This is a genomic window from uncultured Microbulbifer sp., assembly GCF_947504145.1.
Taxonomy (GTDB): Bacteria; Pseudomonadota; Gammaproteobacteria; order Pseudomonadales; family Cellvibrionaceae; genus Microbulbifer.
The window spans coordinates 215,116-230,369 of the sequence record NZ_CANNGQ010000001.1; the positions used below are offsets into that span (position 1 = coordinate 215,116).

The window sequence follows — 15,254 nt, forward strand, 5'->3', positions numbered from 1 at the left end:
AGAGCGGTTATTTAACCACTTTCATACAGCGAACATTATCGGATGCCATCCAGCAATCCGCGTCCGCAGGACAAGCCATGGAAGTCGGAATCTGTTCTGACCCCGGAGGGCAGGCGGCCGGCATTGGAGCCGGTGCACAACAACCTGCGAGGACCAGTGCACAAATAATTCCGGTTAAGTACTTGGCTGGAGTGAAATTCATCCCCTAACTCCTTTCCGTTGATGTTAGTCAATAGCATAGACAATAAAACGTCACCTGTTTGGTGTGCTTTGTAAAAATCTTTTCTACAAACATACCGCCCAATGGAGTGTAATAGGCGCGCGGTTAAAATAGCCGCCAGAGATGAATTCAGGATAAAACCGCCGCCAGTTTGTGGCCGTGAAATGTCTGAATTCAAAGCGTTTCCCGCCAAATTACACTCCGACCCGTTCCAGCAGAGGTGAAAATTTTTTTCACAGCACTGAAAGCGGATTAATTTTTCTTTTTTCATGACATCCCATTGTGGTAACGCACGCCAGAAAGCTGAAAAATTAACTGAAATGATCGAAATAAAGTCGATGATTTACGCGCATTTTTTATATGCGCGCTGAAGACAGGGTAGGAGGCCTGGAGTTATTCGATTGGAGGAAGTTGAATTTTGGCGCGCGAATTCAACTTTAGTTTTTTCCACTCGGTGTCAGGAACTCCCCGAATGCGCGCGCCACAGAGTCTTTTCTTTCCGGGTTGCGCAGAACGCCGAGCAGACCGTTGCGCAACGGTGGCAGAAACAGCAGGTCGGTGAGCAGCAGGTTGAAGGTTTGCTGTGGCTGGCTGGCACTCAGATTCTCCAGCCAGAGTTGCGCCAGCTCCGGCACCAGGAGGTCGTCGCTGCAGCGGCTGCCGATGGCCGCCAGTACTTCACCGTGTGTGCCCGCGCCATTTTGCAGCACCTTCATCAGAAACTGCTGGCGCATGCCTGCAGCGATACTGTGTGACACGCCACGAACCACTGCCGTAATCAGATTCAGGTCGGGCTCCGCTTCACTCAAGGAGTGTTCTGCGCGACGAATCAGCGGCTCGGCGAGCTGGTGGTCAATGGTTTCGCTCTCCAGGCACTGGCAGAGTGGGATCAGGGCCGGGGTGGCGAATCGGTGCAGGCTTGCCGCCAGAGCATCCCGCTCCTCTTCCCAGCGCACAGCTAGATCCGCGATACCCTGTAACGCGAGTTGATCCCAGGGGAAGGACGCCGGATCTTTGGCGTACGCCCTGGCAGCGGGGAAGTGTTCGCTCGGTGGGCGTTTCAGTAGCCGGGCGGCTTTGGCATGAAACACCGCGCGCTTCTCTGCGGGTGGGGTGAAAACCAGCCCGCTGCTCTCCAGAGCCTGTTGCAGGCGTTTCCCTGAATCCTGTTTTTCCGGGGCGGCGTTTCCGTTGTTGCCGTTGCCCGGTGGGTAAAGTGCCTCGTGCAGCTGCTTCAGAAAGCGGTCGCGGATGGGCAGCAGCAGCTTGCCCTGTTCGTCCAGTGGCAATTGCAGAAACCACACCACCGGGTCGCCCCCGGCCTCTTTATCCGATGGCCACAACAGCAGCCCACACCAGGCCTGGCGCAGGTAGGGGTGTGGCCAGGGGGCCGAGCCCTCCTCAAACGCTTGCGCCGCTTTTTTGCCGACGGCTTGAACGCGGCGGCCGATATCAAACCAGCGCAGGTTGAATTCTGCGGAGGCAATCAGGTCAGTGAGGGTGGACGGGGGAGTCGGGTGGTTCTGATTCACGAAACGAAATAGGTCCAGTAGTTGGCAGAGCAGGCGAAGCGTGAAAGGCGCTCCGCCTACTCCTGAAAAGATGTAAATAGCAGAGAGTTATGCGCGCTCTTCGGCGACAGGCAGTTGCTCCTGCTTGCCCAGCGGCATCTGCTTGAAGTGCAGCCAGCCGTAAGCGATAGCCAGCAGTGGGCAGATGATGTTGAACAGGGCAAACGGCGCATAGGTAAAGGTGGCGATACCCAGGGTCGCGCTCATGTAGGCGCCACAGGTATTCCAAGGGATCAACACCGAGGTGATGGTACCGGAGTCCTCCAGGGTGCGGGACAGGTTCAGGCTGTGCAGCCCCTTGTCTTCAAAGGCCTCGCGGAACATGCGCCCGGGAATGATGATGGCCATGTACTGATCGCCGGCGGCCGCGTTCATGCCGAAGCAGGTGACCACGGTGGAGGTGATCAGGCCGCCCACGGTTTTCACCCCGGACAGCGCCCAGTTGACGATGCGCTCGAGGAAACCTGCGCGCTCCATCACGCCGCCAAACGCCATGGCAGAAATGATCAGCCAGATGGTGTTGAGCATGCTGCTCATGCCGCCCTTGGACAGCAGGGAGGCCACCGCTTCATTACTGGAGGTGGACTTGTAACCATCGAACAGGCTGTGCCAGGCGCCTTTCAGCAGGCTCAGGGTGCCTTCACCACCGGCCAGCTGGCGGGTCGCATTGGGCTCGAAAATCATCGCGATCACACAGCCAACCAGGGAGCCGATGATCAGGGTGGGGTAGGCGGGGATCTTCTTCCACGCCATAAATAGCAGGAGGGCCAGTGGCAGCATGCTGACGATCGAGATACTGAACTCTTCCTGCAGGGCACCCAGCAGGGTCTGGATGTCTTCTGCCGAGGCGTGCCCGGTGTCGGAGCTGAGGCCGATGATCGCGAAAATCACCAGCGCGATCACAAAGGCGGGCATGGTGGTCCACAGCATATGGCGGATATGCAGGAACAGGTCGTTGGAGGTAACCGCCGCCGCCACATTGGTGGTGTCCGAAAGCGGCGACATCTTGTCGCCAAAGTAGGCCCCGGAAATCACTGCACCGGCGGTAATGGCCGGGTTGAGCCCCAGGGCGGCGGCAATACCCATCAGGGCGACACCGAGGGTACCGGCGGTGGTCCAGCTGGAGCCGATACTCAGGCCCACAATCGCACAGATGATGCAGCTGGCCGCGTAGAACCATTGAGGGGACAGTATCTGCACCCCGTAATAGATCATTGATGGCACGGTACCGGCGAGAATCCAGCTGCCGATCAATGCGCCCACCGCCAGCAGGATCAGGATGGCGCCGAACACCAGGCCGATGCCGTGCAGCATGCCGCCTTCCATCTCTTTCCAGGTGAAGCCGTTTTTCATTCCCACCAGAGCGGCAACCCCCGCGCAGAGCAACAGAGCGATCTGATTTGGGCCGTAGGAGGAGTCAGCGCCGTAGAAGAAAACGGACAGAGAGAGGAGTGCGATGAGAATTAGTAGGGGAATGAGAGCATCCAGCAGGCTGGGAGTGCGGTGCGACGGCTGCGGGTGAGACTCGCTGGCATTGCTGGAACTGGTCTGGCTCAAGGTATTCTCCTTATTGTGGCCTACATAGTCTGAACGAATCGTGGCCTAAGTCTGGCCGCCCTGCTTGTGGCCGGGCGGCCGGGTCAGTTTCTTGTTCTGTATTGCGTATGGTCTGCGCAAAGCGCTCTATTCTCGGGGCCGGGCCTGGAGATGTCTATAGTGGCCGGGCAGGTGATTCGGGCGACGGCCGGCGAGCGAGTGTGGGGATGGCTTAACCGCCGAGTCTGCCGCAGCGCTGGCAGTTCTCCCGCGCATCCGGTATGTTCTGCGCCGGTTTTGTCCACAGCGCCTCCACCGGGCGTTGGCTGGGCCACAATAAGAAAGCGCCAGCGCGCAGCGTCCTCAGAGATGGTGCGCTGAAGTAGGCAGGTAATTGAATCCCATGAATGCGAGAAATCAGGACACCAGTCAATTCGATGACATTCGCCCCTATCGGGACGATGAAGTGCGGCCGGCGCTGCGGCGTCTGGTAGCGGACCCGGAGATGTCACGGGTCGTGGCGCACCTCCTGTTGCCCGATGTGGCGAGCAAGCTCGAGCGCCCGCTGGCCTGGCTGGTGCGGCAGTTTGTGCGCTTCGAATTCCGCAAGGCCAACGATGTGCGAGGCTTTCAGGATGTGATTGCCCGCTATCTGGAAAAGGCAGTCAACCGCACCAGCTGCGGCCTTAGCATCTCCGGCCTGGATACCCTGCCGAAGAATCGCGCCTGCCTGTTTGTTTCCAATCACCGGGATATCGCCATGGACCCGGCGCTGGCGATCCTAGCGATGTATAAAGAGGGCCATGAGACCTCCCGCATCGCCATTGGCGACAATCTGCTGTCCAAGCAGTTTGCCACCGACATCATGAAACTGAACAAGTGCTTTGTGGTGAAACGCAGCTCCGGTAGCCGCCGTGAGAAGCTGACGGCGGCGACGACGCTCTCCCGCTATATCCATCACTCCATCGTCAATGACAACGAGCACGTGTGGATTGCCCAGCGTGCCGGCCGCGCCAAAGACGGCCGCGACCGCACCAATCCGGCGCTGGCGGCGATGTTTGGTATGGCCAAGCCGAAGGAGCAGCCGTTCGCCGATTTCTGGCGCGAGCTGCATATCGTGCCACTGTCGATCTCCTACGAGTGGGATCCCTGTGACCGCTACAAGGCTCGCGAGCTCTATATTACCGAGCATCAGGACGAATATCAGAAAGGAGCGCACGAGGACCTGGGGAGCATCGGCAAGGGTGTGGTGGGCCAGAAGGGGCACATTCACGCGGCGTTCGGTACGCCGATCGAGAAGGACTTCAACGATGTTGCGGCGCTGGCGGATGAGATTGATCGTCAGATAATCGGCAACTATGTGTTGCACCCCACCAACCTGATTGCTTACCAGATGATCTACGGTGAAGCGCCGCAGCTGCCGGTGGGTTACCCGCCCAAGCCCTGGCACCCGGATGAGCATCAGGAGATCCGTCAGCAGTTCGAAGAGCGCATGGCCAAAATTGATGAGCGCTGGCGGGACAAGGCCATCCAGGGCTACGCCAACCCGGTGGTATCCCGGTTGGCCTACGAACAGTAATCCGGATTGGCTAAACCCTGAACAAGCATGGATAATGCCCGGCTGATTTAACCCTCAATACAGATCCAGCCGGTCCCCAGTGCTCAGCGATAAAGATAAAGAATCCATCCAGAAGGCCTACCGCCAGTTTCTCAACGGTCGCGAGCTCAAGGCCCGCTACGGCCAGAAGCTGATGATCGCCGCCATCGCCCGAGCCCTCGGTGGAATCGAGCGCAACGGCGCCGGTGAGCGGGATCACGGCAAAACCGACGGCCAGCATATCTGTGTGGTGGAAGCGGGTACCGGTACCGGTAAAACCGTCTCCTACCTGCTCGCCGCCATTCCCCTGGCCATCGCCCACGACAAGACTCTCGTCGTCTCCACCGCCACCGTTGCCCTGCAGGAACAGATCATCAACAAGGATCTGCCCGAGCTGGTGCGTCACTCCGGTCTCAAATTCGAAGTTTCCCTGGCCAAGGGGCGCGGCCGCTACCTGTGCCTGTCCAAGCTCGATCAGCTGCTCACCGAATTGACCTCCAGCGGTGTCGGCGCATCCATGGCGTTGTACGAAGACGAAAAGCCCCAGGTGGATGACGTGGGTATCAAGCTGTATCGGGATATGGCCGATCAGCTGGCTACCGGCACCTGGGATGGCGATCGGGACAACTGGAAAGACACCATTGAAGGGGAAGACTGGAGCCGGGTCACCACGGACCATCGCCAGTGCAGTGGCCGACGCTGTCCGCATGTCAGCAGCTGCAGCTTCTTCCGCGCCCGCGAAAGCATCGGCAAAAGCCGGGTGATTGTGGCCAACCACGATTTGCTATTGGCGGACCTGGCCCTCGGTGGCGGCGCCATACTGCCCGCACCGGAAGACGCCATTTATGTGCTGGATGAGGCCCATCACCTGCCGGACAAAGCGCTGAACCACTTCGCCCACCACAGCCGTGTGGGCGCTACCACCGGCTGGCTGGATCAGGCCAACAAAAATCTGAGCCAGTTGCTCGGTGAAATCGGCGACGGTGCCGAGCTGGACAGGGCTGGGGAAGAGCTCCCCGCGCTGTTTACTGCGGCAAAGCAGAAGCTGGAGATGGCCTGGCCGCTGCTGGAAGACATCTGTGAATTTGACGAAGACCGGCGCGGCGGCGGCTCCGGCCCAGGGCGCAGTGCGCGCCACCGCTTTGAGGGCGGCGTGGTGCCGGAATCCCTGATGCAGCTCGCCGATCAGCTGCGCGAAGACTTCGATGAAATGGAAGCGCTGCTGAACAAGATGGTGCAGTCCGCCCAGCGCATGATGGAAGACGCCCACAGCCCGGTGCCCATTGTGGATCTGGAGCGCTGGTACCCGGTGCTGGGTGGCTGGCACGGCCGCGCCGAGGCTAATCTGGAGCTCTGGGCCAACTATTCTCGCGAAGATCAGGGCTCCGTGCCCCAGGCGCGCTGGGTGACCCTGGTGGACTGGGGTGGCTCGTTTGATTTTGAAGTGTGCAGCTCGCCGATTCTCGCCGGCAAGACCCTGGAGTACAGCCTGTGGCGGCGGTGCTACGGCGCGGTGCTGACATCGGCTACGTTGACCGCTCTGGGAGGCTTCGATCGGTTGAAAATGCGCGCCGGCACCCCGGACAATGCCAGTTACGAAGTCGTTCCCAGCCCGTTCGACTTTTCCCGCGCGGAACTGCGGGTGCCAAAGGACGCGGTGGAGGCGAATAATGCGGACCTGCACACCGACGCCGTAATCAATGCGCTGCCCGGTTTATTGAGCGATACCGACTCGGATAGCGGCAGCGGCGGCGCCCTGGTGCTGTTTGCCTCCCGCCGGCAGATGGAGACGGTGTACGAATCCCTGCCCGGTACCTGGCGCAATCGCATCCTGATGCAGGGCCAGCAGTCCCGCCAGCAGTTGCTGGACAGCCATAAAAAAAGTGTCGATAGCGGCGGCCACAGTGTGTTGTTTGGCCTCGCCAGTTTCGCCGAGGGGCTGGATCTCCCCGGCGATTATTGTCGCCATGTGGTGATTGCGAAATTACCCTTTGCGGTGCCGGACGACCCCATTGAGGCCGCGTTGGCGGAGTGGATTGAGGCCAAAGGTGGCAATCCGTTTATGCAGATCACAGTGCCGGATGCGGCGTTGAAGCTGGTGCAGGCTTGCGGCCGCTTGCTGCGTACGGAACAAGACAGCGGCACCATTACCCTGCTGGACCGGCGTATCGTCACCAAACGCTATGGTCGCGCGATGCTGGATTCACTGCCGCCGTTCCGCCGTATGATCAACTGAACCTGCTGGACCCTTTGTTGTAGCCTATGAAGTCGATTTACCCCGATATCGCCACCCTGTTGCTGGAACTGGAAGGTGAGTTACGCCGTCTGGCGCTGTGGGAGTCCGAGCCGCCGGCGCCGGAAGCGCTGGCCAGTACCCAGCCGTTCTGTGTGGATACACTGACATTGCCCCAGTGGCTGCAGTTTGTATTCCTGCCGCGGATGAGCCAGCTGGTAGAAGCCGAGCACCCTTTGCCGCAGAAGTGTGGGATTGCGCCGATGGCGGAGGAGTATTTCAGCGGTGGCCAACTACCCATTGCGGGGCTTGTACGCAAATTGACCGAGATTGACGAGCGACTGGAGCAGGGGTGACATGCTTGCCGCGGCGGGCTGTCGCTTGATTCGTCGTGACTAGTTGGTACCATGCGGTCCGGTGGTCTGTCTGGCACAGAGGGGCACGCAAGGCCTAGCTGGTGATGGATCAAGACTCCCGCGACTTAAGGCCCGGTGCAGATGCCCGGCGGATAAGGTAATATCCGGGCTTTGCAAAAATCGGGCAACAGGGACCGCCCGAATTTCATACCGCCAGGATTACTTAAAAACAGTGCACAAAGGGCCGGTCTCTCGCCCCTAAGGTAGTAATAAAACAGATGCGGTTTTTGCCTTCAATTTCTCTGTTGCTGGTTATGCAGCTGCTTTCCGGCTGTGAAAGCCTTATGCCCAATGAAAGTTCGGGCCAGGTCGCCGAACCCTCCCACCCTCCAGCGGAAACGCCTCTGGACCCAGCCCAGTGCCCACCGGTTGAAATGGTGGTGTGTGCCGAGCCTGAAGTAAAAGTGGTGGAGCGAGTGATCGAGCGCAACTTTGAAAAAGTTGTGGAAGTACCGGTGGCTAAAGACAAACTGGTACTGGGTTCGGAAGAGTTTTTCACCATTGAGCCCGGCAGCTTGCGCTTGTTGGCACTGGTGGATACCGGCGCCGCAACCAGCTCCCTTAGCGTAACCGAGCTGACCCCGTTCGAGCGGGACGGCAGCGATTGGATCCGGTTCAAGTTGAGTGATGGCAGCGACGCCGAGCCTCAGAAAATTGAATTGCCGATCAAGCGCCATGTACGGGTGGCGCGCCCGGGGTTTGACCGCCAGCGCCGCCCCGTCGTCGATATGAGCCTCACTGTGGGCGAGGTCACCCACATGGTGGAAGTGAACCTGGTCGAGCGCGGGGAGTTCGAGTTTCCGCTGCTGGTAGGCCGCAACTTTCTGAAAGATGCGGCGGTGGTGGATGTGAGTCGCAAGCAGGTGCAGGGCAAGCCGAAGCTCCCTTCGTTCAGTAAGTAATTCCTCCGAAAGCTGAAATTGTGGGCCGATTACTGGCAGACTCTTCTGTAAACGGCAAAAATAGGCGGCCACAAGCTGCTAACAATCATTAATTGGGGAATGGCGAATGTCGCCACGGGCTCAGGTCTATATTCTCGCCGCGCTGCTCACACTGATGGGCGCCGGCCTCACCATCTATAAAAACGTCGAACTGGGCTTCCCACTGTTGCCCGGAGAATACCGCACCGTCTGGACCATCGAGGCTAAGGTGGGCTTTACTGCCGACGGCGGCCCCGCCAAGGCCGCGCTCACGCTGCCCCGCGCCCAGCGCAATATGGAAGTGCTGGGAGAAACCTTCAGCTCCTCCGGCTACGGCTTCAATATCATCAGTGAAGACGATGAGTATCGCGCGGTCTGGGCAAAGCGCCAGGCCAGCGGAGTGCAATCCCTCTTTTACCAGCTGGACGTGCACCAGACGCCCGGTGCGGCGCTGGAGCAGCCGCTGGACCTCAGCACCGAGGTGGTGAAACCCTTGCTGGGCGCGCGCGAACAGGAAGCGGTGCGCCAGGCCATCTACTCTGTAGTGGAAACCGCCCGCGAGCGCTCCTCGGACACCCGCACCTTTACTTCTGAACTCCTCACCGACCTGGCGGACAACCGCAATCAGGACCGCAACCTGATCTTCGGTTACTACAAAGATCGCTCTTTCGTAGATATTGCGCTGCTGGTGTTGTCGGCAGCGGACATTCCCGCGCACCGGATTCGCGGGCTCTACCTGGAAGATGATCGCCGCCGTCTTGACCCGGAAGATCTATTGGAAATCTACGACGGCAAGCGCTGGGTGGTGTTCGAGCCCCAGAGCGGCTCGCCGGGTGTGCCGAAAAACTTTTTTATCTGGCAGCGCGGCGGCAAGAGCCTGCTGGACGTGGAGGGGGGGCGTAATTCTGGCGTCACCTTCTCGGTCATCTCCAACGACGTGCCGGCCCGGGACGTGGCCATGCTGAGCACCAGCCAGGAAAAAGAAGCCCTGGTGGACTTCTCGATCTACAGTCTGCCGATCGAGCAGCAGAGCATCTTCAAGCTGATTCTGCTGGTGCCGGTAGGTGCGCTGGTAGTGGTGTTGCTGCGAGTCTTTGTGGGGCTGCGCACTTCCGGTACTTTTATGCCGGTGCTGCTGGCCATCGCGTTTATTGAAACCCAGCTATTTACCGGGCTGGCAATTTTTGTGCTGATCCTGATTCTCGGCCTGTGGATCCGCTTCTATTTAAGCAGGTTGAACCTGCTCCTTGTGGCGAGGATCGCCGCCGTGGTGGTCACGGTGGTGATCCTGATGGGCGCTATCAGTGTGGTGAGCTACAAGCTCGGCATTGAACAGGCGCTCACGGTCACCTTCTTCCCGATGATCATTCTTGCCTGGACGATCGAGCGAATGTCCATCGTGTGGGAAGAAGACGGCCCCTATGAGGTGGTGATTCAGGCGGGCGGCAGCCTGCTGGTAGCGGTGATCGCCTGGTGGGTGATGACCAATCGCTACATCGAGCACTGGACCTTCAACTTCCCGGAGCTGTTGCTGGTACTGCTGGGCTTCATCATGATCGTCGGTAACTACACCGGCTTCCGCCTCGGTGAACTGGCGCGGTTCCGCCAGCTGGTGCGCTGATGCGGCTGCAATTACCGTCTTTTTTTCGCGGTGGCCTGGTCTCGCCGTTTGCCCTGAAAAAACTGGGTGTTCTGGGTATGAACGCGCGCAATGTGCAGTACATTGCGCGCTACAACGACCGCGATAAATACCCCATCGTTGACGATAAGCTCAACACCAAGCGCCAGGCCAAACGCTACCGTATTCCCGTTCCTGAACTGATCGCTGCGTTCGAAACCCAGCCCAGCCGCAAGCGGGTGATGGAAGTGATCGAGCCGCTGGAAAAATTTGTGATCAAGCCCGCGCGGGGCTCCGGTGGCAAAGGCATTCTGGTGATTGTGGGGCGCGACGGCGATGAGTATCTGAAGCCTTCGGGCAACAAGGTCACCGCACTGGATATCCAGCGCCACGTGAGCAATATCCACAGTGGTCTGTACAGTCTCGGCGGCAAGCCCGATCGGGTGATGATCGAGGCTCTGGTAGATTTCGATCCGACCTTCGACAAGTATTCCTTTGAAGGCGTGCCGGATATCCGCGTAATCGTATTCCGTGGCTACCCGGTAATGGCTATGTTGCGCTGTTCTACCCACGACTCCGATGGCAAGGCCAACCTGCATCAGGGGGCAGTCGGTGTGGGAGTCGATCTCGCCACCGGCAAGGCATCGCATGCGGTGCAGCGGGGAATGCGCGTGGATATTCACCCGGATACCCAGATGCCATTCTCTGACCTGGAAGTACCGGACTGGCAAGAACTGGTGCGGCTCGCCGCCAGCTGTTATGAAATGACCGGCCTCGGTTATCTCGGCTGCGACATCGTACTGGACCGCAAGCGCGGCCCGCTGCTACTGGAAGCCAATGCGCGCCCGGGCCTCGCCATCCAGATCGCCAACGGTGTGGGCCTGCGCACTCGCCTGGAGCATATCGAGCAGATGGATCTGGAGCAGCTGGAAAAAAACGTGGAAGAGCGGGTAGCTTATTCTATGGATTATTTTGCGGCGAAGCCCTTAGCCTGATTAAACGTCGTAGCTGGAATAAAACATTTCATGTAAATAAAGCCCATTGGCGTCACGAAAAACAGCAAACAAAAAAATGGCGAGCTTGTTACAGCTCGCCATTTTTTTTGCGCCGAAGGATCGGAGTGGTTACAGGTTCTTCAGGGATTCCAGCTGCTCCGCAAAGCGCGCGCGGGCACTTTCCAGGTCCGCCATCCGCTGTTTCTCTTTGTTGACCACCGCTTCCGGTGCCTTGTCCACAAAGTTCGGGTTTTGCAGCTTGCCGGCGACCTGTTTCAGGTCCTTGTCCAGCTTATCCAGCTCTTTCTGCACTCGCGCACTTTCCGCTTCTACGTCGATCAGGCCGGCCATAGGTACCAGCAATTCCAGATCGCCCGCCAGCGCGGTGGAGGAGGCCGGCGCTTCGGTGCCTTTTTCCAGCCACTCAATGGATTCCAGGCTGGCCAACTTGGTCAGCAGGCTGCGGGTCTGCTTGAGCAGGCTCTCGTCTTGCTCGGACCCGTTGCGCAGAATCAGCGGGATTTTCTTCGCCGGGGAAATATTCATTTCGCCGCGAATATTCCGCACACCCTCGATCACCCCTTTCAGCCAGGCGATAGCCGCTTCGGCATTTTCGTCGATGCGGTGCTCGGTGGCTTCCGGGTAGGGCTGCAACATGATGGTGTCGCCCGCCTTGCCGGCGAGGTCCTTCACGCGCTGCCAGATTTCTTCGGTGATGTACGGCATCAGCGGGTGTGCCAGGCGCAGGATCGTTTCCAATACGCGGATCAAAGTGCGGCGGGTGCCTTTCTTGATCGCGTCACTGGCGTTCTCATCCCACAGCACCGGCTTGGACAGTTCCAGGTACCAGCTACAGTATTCGCTCCACACAAAGTCGTACAGAGCCTGGGAGGCCAGGTCGAAGCGATAGTTTTCGATGGCTTCTTTTACACTGATCTCGGTGCGTTGCAGCTGGGAGATGATCCAGCGGTCAGCAATGCTCAGCTCGAAATCTTCACTGCCGTCCTGGCCGCAATCGTGGCCGTCGCAGTTTTGAAGTACGTAGCGGGATGCGTTCCAGATCTTGTTGCAGAAGTTACGGAAACCTTCGATACGACCAACATCGAATTTGATATCGCGGCCGGTAGAGGCGAGCGAGTAGTAGGTGTAACGCAGGGCGTCGGTGCCGTAGGCGGCGAGGCCTTCCGGGAACTCCTTGCGGGTCTGCTTTTCAATTTTTGTCGCGTCTTTGGGGTTCATGAGCCCGTAAGTACGCTTGGTAACCAGGCTCTCCAGATCGATACCATCGATCAGGTCGATGGGGTCCAGCACGTTGCCCTTGGACTTGGACATCTTCTGGCCCTGGCCGTCGCGCACCAGGCCGTGTACGTATACGGTTTTGAAGGGTACTTCTTTCTTGAAGTAGAGGGTCAGCATCATCATGCGTGCGACCCAGAAGAAGATAATGTCAAAGCCGGTGACCAGTACAGAGGTCGGGTGAAACGCTGCCAGCTCCGGGGTTTCTTCCGGCCAGCCCAGGGTGCCGAAGGTCCACAGACCGGAGGAGAACCAGGTGTCGAGTACATCTTCGTCCTGGCGCAGTTCGATATCGCCGAGATTGTGTTTCTTGCGCACTTCCTCTTCAGAGCGACCGACGTAAACCTTGCCGTCGTTGTCGTACCAGGCGGGAATACGGTGGCCCCACCACAGCTGGCGAGAGATACACCAGTCCTGGATGTCGCGCATCCAGGAGAAGTACATGTTCTCGTAGTTTTTTGGCACGAACTCGACGTCGCCGTCTTCTACTGCCTTGATGGCTTCGTCTGCCAGCGGCTGGGTTTTGACGTACCACTGATCCGTGAGCCAGGGTTCGATCACCACACCACTGCGGTCGCCGCGGGGGACTTTCAGGGTGTGTGGTTCAATTTTTTCCAGAAGACCCAGTGCGTCGAGATCTTCGACTACCAGTTTGCGCGCGGCAAAGCGCTCCATGCCGCGGTATTTTTCCGGCACGTTGTCGTTGAGGTTGGCGTCCTGATCCAGAATGTTGATAATTTCCAGATCGTGGCGCTGCCCCATTTCGTAGTCGTTGAAGTCGTGCGCGGGGGTGATCTTCACGCAGCCGGTGCCGAATTCCAGGTCCACGTAGTCGTCGGCGATGATCGGAATTTCACGATCCGCCAGCGGCAGCTTGATGGTCTTTCCGATCAGGTGCTTGTAGCGCTCGTCTTCCGGGTGCACCGCCACGGCGGTATCGCCGAGCATGGTTTCCGGGCGTGTCGTAGCGACCACAAGGTGGCCGGAGCCGTCGCTGAGCGGATAACGGAAGTGCCACAGGCTGCCCTGTTCTTCTTCGTTCAGCACTTCCAGATCGGAAATGGCGGTGTGCAGTTTCGGATCCCAGTTCACCAGGCGCTTGCCGCGGTAAATCAGATCGTCTTCGTACAGGCGGATAAACACTTCCTGGACCGCTTCATAGAAACCGTCGTCCATGGTGAAGCGCTCGCGGGACCAGTCCGGGCTGGCGCCGAGGCGGCGCAGCTGGCGGGTGATATTACCGCCGGACTCTTCCTTCCACTCCCACACCTTCTCGATGAACTTGTCGCGGCCCAGCTCATGACGATTCTTGCCTTCCGCAGCCAGCAGACGTTCCACCACCATTTGGGTGGCGATACCGGCGTGGTCGGTACCTACCTGCCACAGAGTGTTGTCACCCTTCATGCGGTGGTAGCGAATCAGGGCATCCATGATGGACTCCTGGAAGCCGTGACCCATGTGCAGGCTGCCAGTGACGTTGGGCGGCGGAATCATGATGCTGTAGGGGGCGGCTTCTGTATCGCCGGAGGGCTTGAAATAGCCGTTCTCCTCCCAGGTGTTGTACCACTGCTGTTCGATGGCGTTGGGCTGGTATGTCTTGTCCATGCGCGGGGGAATGCCTTGCTTTGTCGGGCCTGGCCGCCCGGTCACGATAGGGACGGGGGGCGCTGGGGGCGGTGAATAAGAAAAGGGGCGGAATTATACCGCTGGGGGCAGGTGGGGCAAAGGCGAAGGGGCTGCTGGATTGGTAAGCGAGTGGGTAAGTAAGCCGGAAAGCGGCACAAGTCAGTCACTTTCCGGATAGATCTCGTCTACCAGCGCGATAATGTTTGCGCGCAACTGGCGCTCCAGCTCTGGCAGTTGCTCCGCTACCAGCTGTTCAATCAGCCGATCCCGCGCACTGGGCTCCTGCACAGCGCTCGTTTCTTCGCGGACGGCACCCTTGAGGTCGGCCGTTTCGCCGTCAACACTGGGCTCAGCGGGAGTCGGGACCTGGTCGGGAGTGGGCTGGTTGGCCTGCGGAATTTTCTGTTCCGGCTCCTTTGCATGTTCCTGCTCCTGTGTCCGCGGGACCTTGCCGCCGGTGAGGCGGGCGCGGATATGGGGGGGCAAGAACGGGTTTTCTGTCAGCGCAGTGGGAAGTGGCTTGTGAGCACTTGCTGCAGGTACTGACGGTTGTTTCTCTGGCTGTTCGGGTGCCTTTACCTTTGCCGGTTCCACACTGGCGGGCTGAGCCGGTTCCTGCACCGTCTTCTTGGGGGCATCAAACAATCCGGGCTGAAATTCTTCCGGCAGAGGTGCCTGTTCCTGCTGGCGCTCCTTTTCAGCGACGTTTTGTTGCGGCTCGGGGGCCTGCTGCTCGCGCGGCAGGTTCTGCAGCGGGCGCAGCAGTTCGCGGTCTGCATCACTGAGCACTGGGGTGTATTCCTCAGCGGGCTCTTCATCCACCGGACTGAACAGGATAGGCAGGTCGGATTCCTGAAGTGGGCGCGGGGGAGCGATGGGAGGGCGTGCTGGCGTTGGCGTGCCTGTGCGGTTTACCTGACTTTCCTGTCGACTGTCGTTCTGGTCAGCTCCGTGCTCAGCAACCTTATCCAGCAGGGGGATATCTGCTTCCAGGTCGCTGCCGAGCAGGTCCCGCAGGGAGTTGAGCTCGTCGAGCAACTCGGGTGAGGGCTGGCCGTTGCGATGTTTTCTGTTTTTCTTGCGACCGGACATGGAGCTGGCTTTTGTTTTTTTGCTTGGGATCAGTTGGGTATCTTGTGCGATTGTAACGGAAAGTTTCCTTGGCCGCCTGTAGGCCCCGTAATACCTCACATCCCGCATGGCTGCTGGCCTTGGGTCTGCAAGTG

At 59.1% G+C, this 15,254-nt stretch carries 11 protein-coding genes; 6 read left to right on the forward strand and 5 right to left on the reverse strand.

Features of this window, described 5'->3' with window-relative positions; genetic code table 11:
• Nucleotides 1-35 precede the first annotated feature (35 nt).
• The 3 genes from Q1A74_RS00945 to nhaC all read right to left on the reverse strand — a co-directional run bounded on the left by Q1A74_RS00945 (nucleotide 36) and on the right by nhaC (nucleotide 3,348).
• Entirely contained in the window at nucleotides 36-491 is a 456-nt protein-coding gene (locus tag Q1A74_RS00945; RefSeq protein WP_299591509.1) for a hypothetical protein, read from the reverse strand.
• 166 nt (nucleotides 492-657) lie between these two features.
• On the reverse strand, nucleotides 658-1,752 hold the full coding sequence (locus Q1A74_RS00950; protein WP_299591511.1) for a DUF3549 family protein: 1,095 nt from the start codon (nucleotides 1,750-1,752) through the stop codon (nucleotides 658-660).
• An 87-nt stretch (nucleotides 1,753-1,839) separates the two neighbouring features.
• Complete coding sequence (gene nhaC / locus Q1A74_RS00955) at nucleotides 1,840-3,348, reverse strand: Na+/H+ antiporter NhaC (RefSeq protein WP_299591513.1); 1,509 nt, start codon at nucleotides 3,346-3,348, stop codon at nucleotides 1,840-1,842.
• 382 nt (nucleotides 3,349-3,730) lie between these two features.
• Here nhaC and Q1A74_RS00960 point away from each other — a divergent pair, with 382 nt between their 5' ends.
• The 6 genes from Q1A74_RS00960 (at nucleotide 3,731) to Q1A74_RS00985 (ending at nucleotide 11,106) form a co-directional block, all read left to right on the forward strand.
• Nucleotides 3,731-4,906, forward strand: coding sequence for a 1-acyl-sn-glycerol-3-phosphate acyltransferase (locus Q1A74_RS00960; protein ID WP_299591515.1), 1,176 nt, complete (start codon nucleotides 3,731-3,733; stop codon nucleotides 4,904-4,906).
• A 79-nt stretch (nucleotides 4,907-4,985) separates the two neighbouring features.
• Complete coding sequence (gene dinG / locus Q1A74_RS00965; protein ID WP_299591517.1) at nucleotides 4,986-7,160, forward strand: ATP-dependent DNA helicase DinG; 2,175 nt, start codon at nucleotides 4,986-4,988, stop codon at nucleotides 7,158-7,160.
• Nucleotides 7,161-7,186: 26 nt separating this feature from the next.
• Complete coding sequence (locus tag Q1A74_RS00970) at nucleotides 7,187-7,513, forward strand: YqcC family protein (protein ID WP_299591519.1); 327 nt, start codon at nucleotides 7,187-7,189, stop codon at nucleotides 7,511-7,513.
• A gap of 287 nt (nucleotides 7,514-7,800) precedes the next feature.
• Nucleotides 7,801-8,475, forward strand: a complete 675-nt coding sequence (locus Q1A74_RS00975; RefSeq protein WP_299591520.1) for a RimK/LysX family protein — start codon at nucleotides 7,801-7,803, stop codon at nucleotides 8,473-8,475.
• A gap of 106 nt (nucleotides 8,476-8,581) precedes the next feature.
• Nucleotides 8,582-10,114, forward strand: a complete 1,533-nt coding sequence (locus Q1A74_RS00980) for an inactive transglutaminase family protein (RefSeq protein WP_299591522.1) — start codon at nucleotides 8,582-8,584, stop codon at nucleotides 10,112-10,114.
• Nucleotides 10,114-11,106, forward strand: coding sequence for an alpha-L-glutamate ligase-like protein (locus Q1A74_RS00985; protein WP_299591524.1), 993 nt, complete (start codon nucleotides 10,114-10,116; stop codon nucleotides 11,104-11,106). Before Q1A74_RS00980 ends, Q1A74_RS00985 begins: the two co-directional genes overlap by 1 nt.
• Nucleotides 11,107-11,235: 129 nt before the next feature.
• Here Q1A74_RS00985 and Q1A74_RS00990 read toward each other — a convergent pair whose 3' ends face one another.
• Both Q1A74_RS00990 and Q1A74_RS00995 read right to left on the reverse strand, forming a co-directional pair.
• Nucleotides 11,236-14,007 carry a valine--tRNA ligase gene (locus Q1A74_RS00990; protein WP_299591526.1) on the reverse strand — a complete coding sequence of 924 codons (2,772 nt, stop codon included), beginning with the start codon at nucleotides 14,005-14,007 and terminating at the stop codon, nucleotides 11,236-11,238.
• 180 nt (nucleotides 14,008-14,187) lie between these two features.
• Nucleotides 14,188-15,120, reverse strand: coding sequence for a hypothetical protein (locus tag Q1A74_RS00995; RefSeq protein ID WP_299591528.1), 933 nt, complete (start codon nucleotides 15,118-15,120; stop codon nucleotides 14,188-14,190).
• Nucleotides 15,121-15,254: the final 134 nt, after the last annotated feature.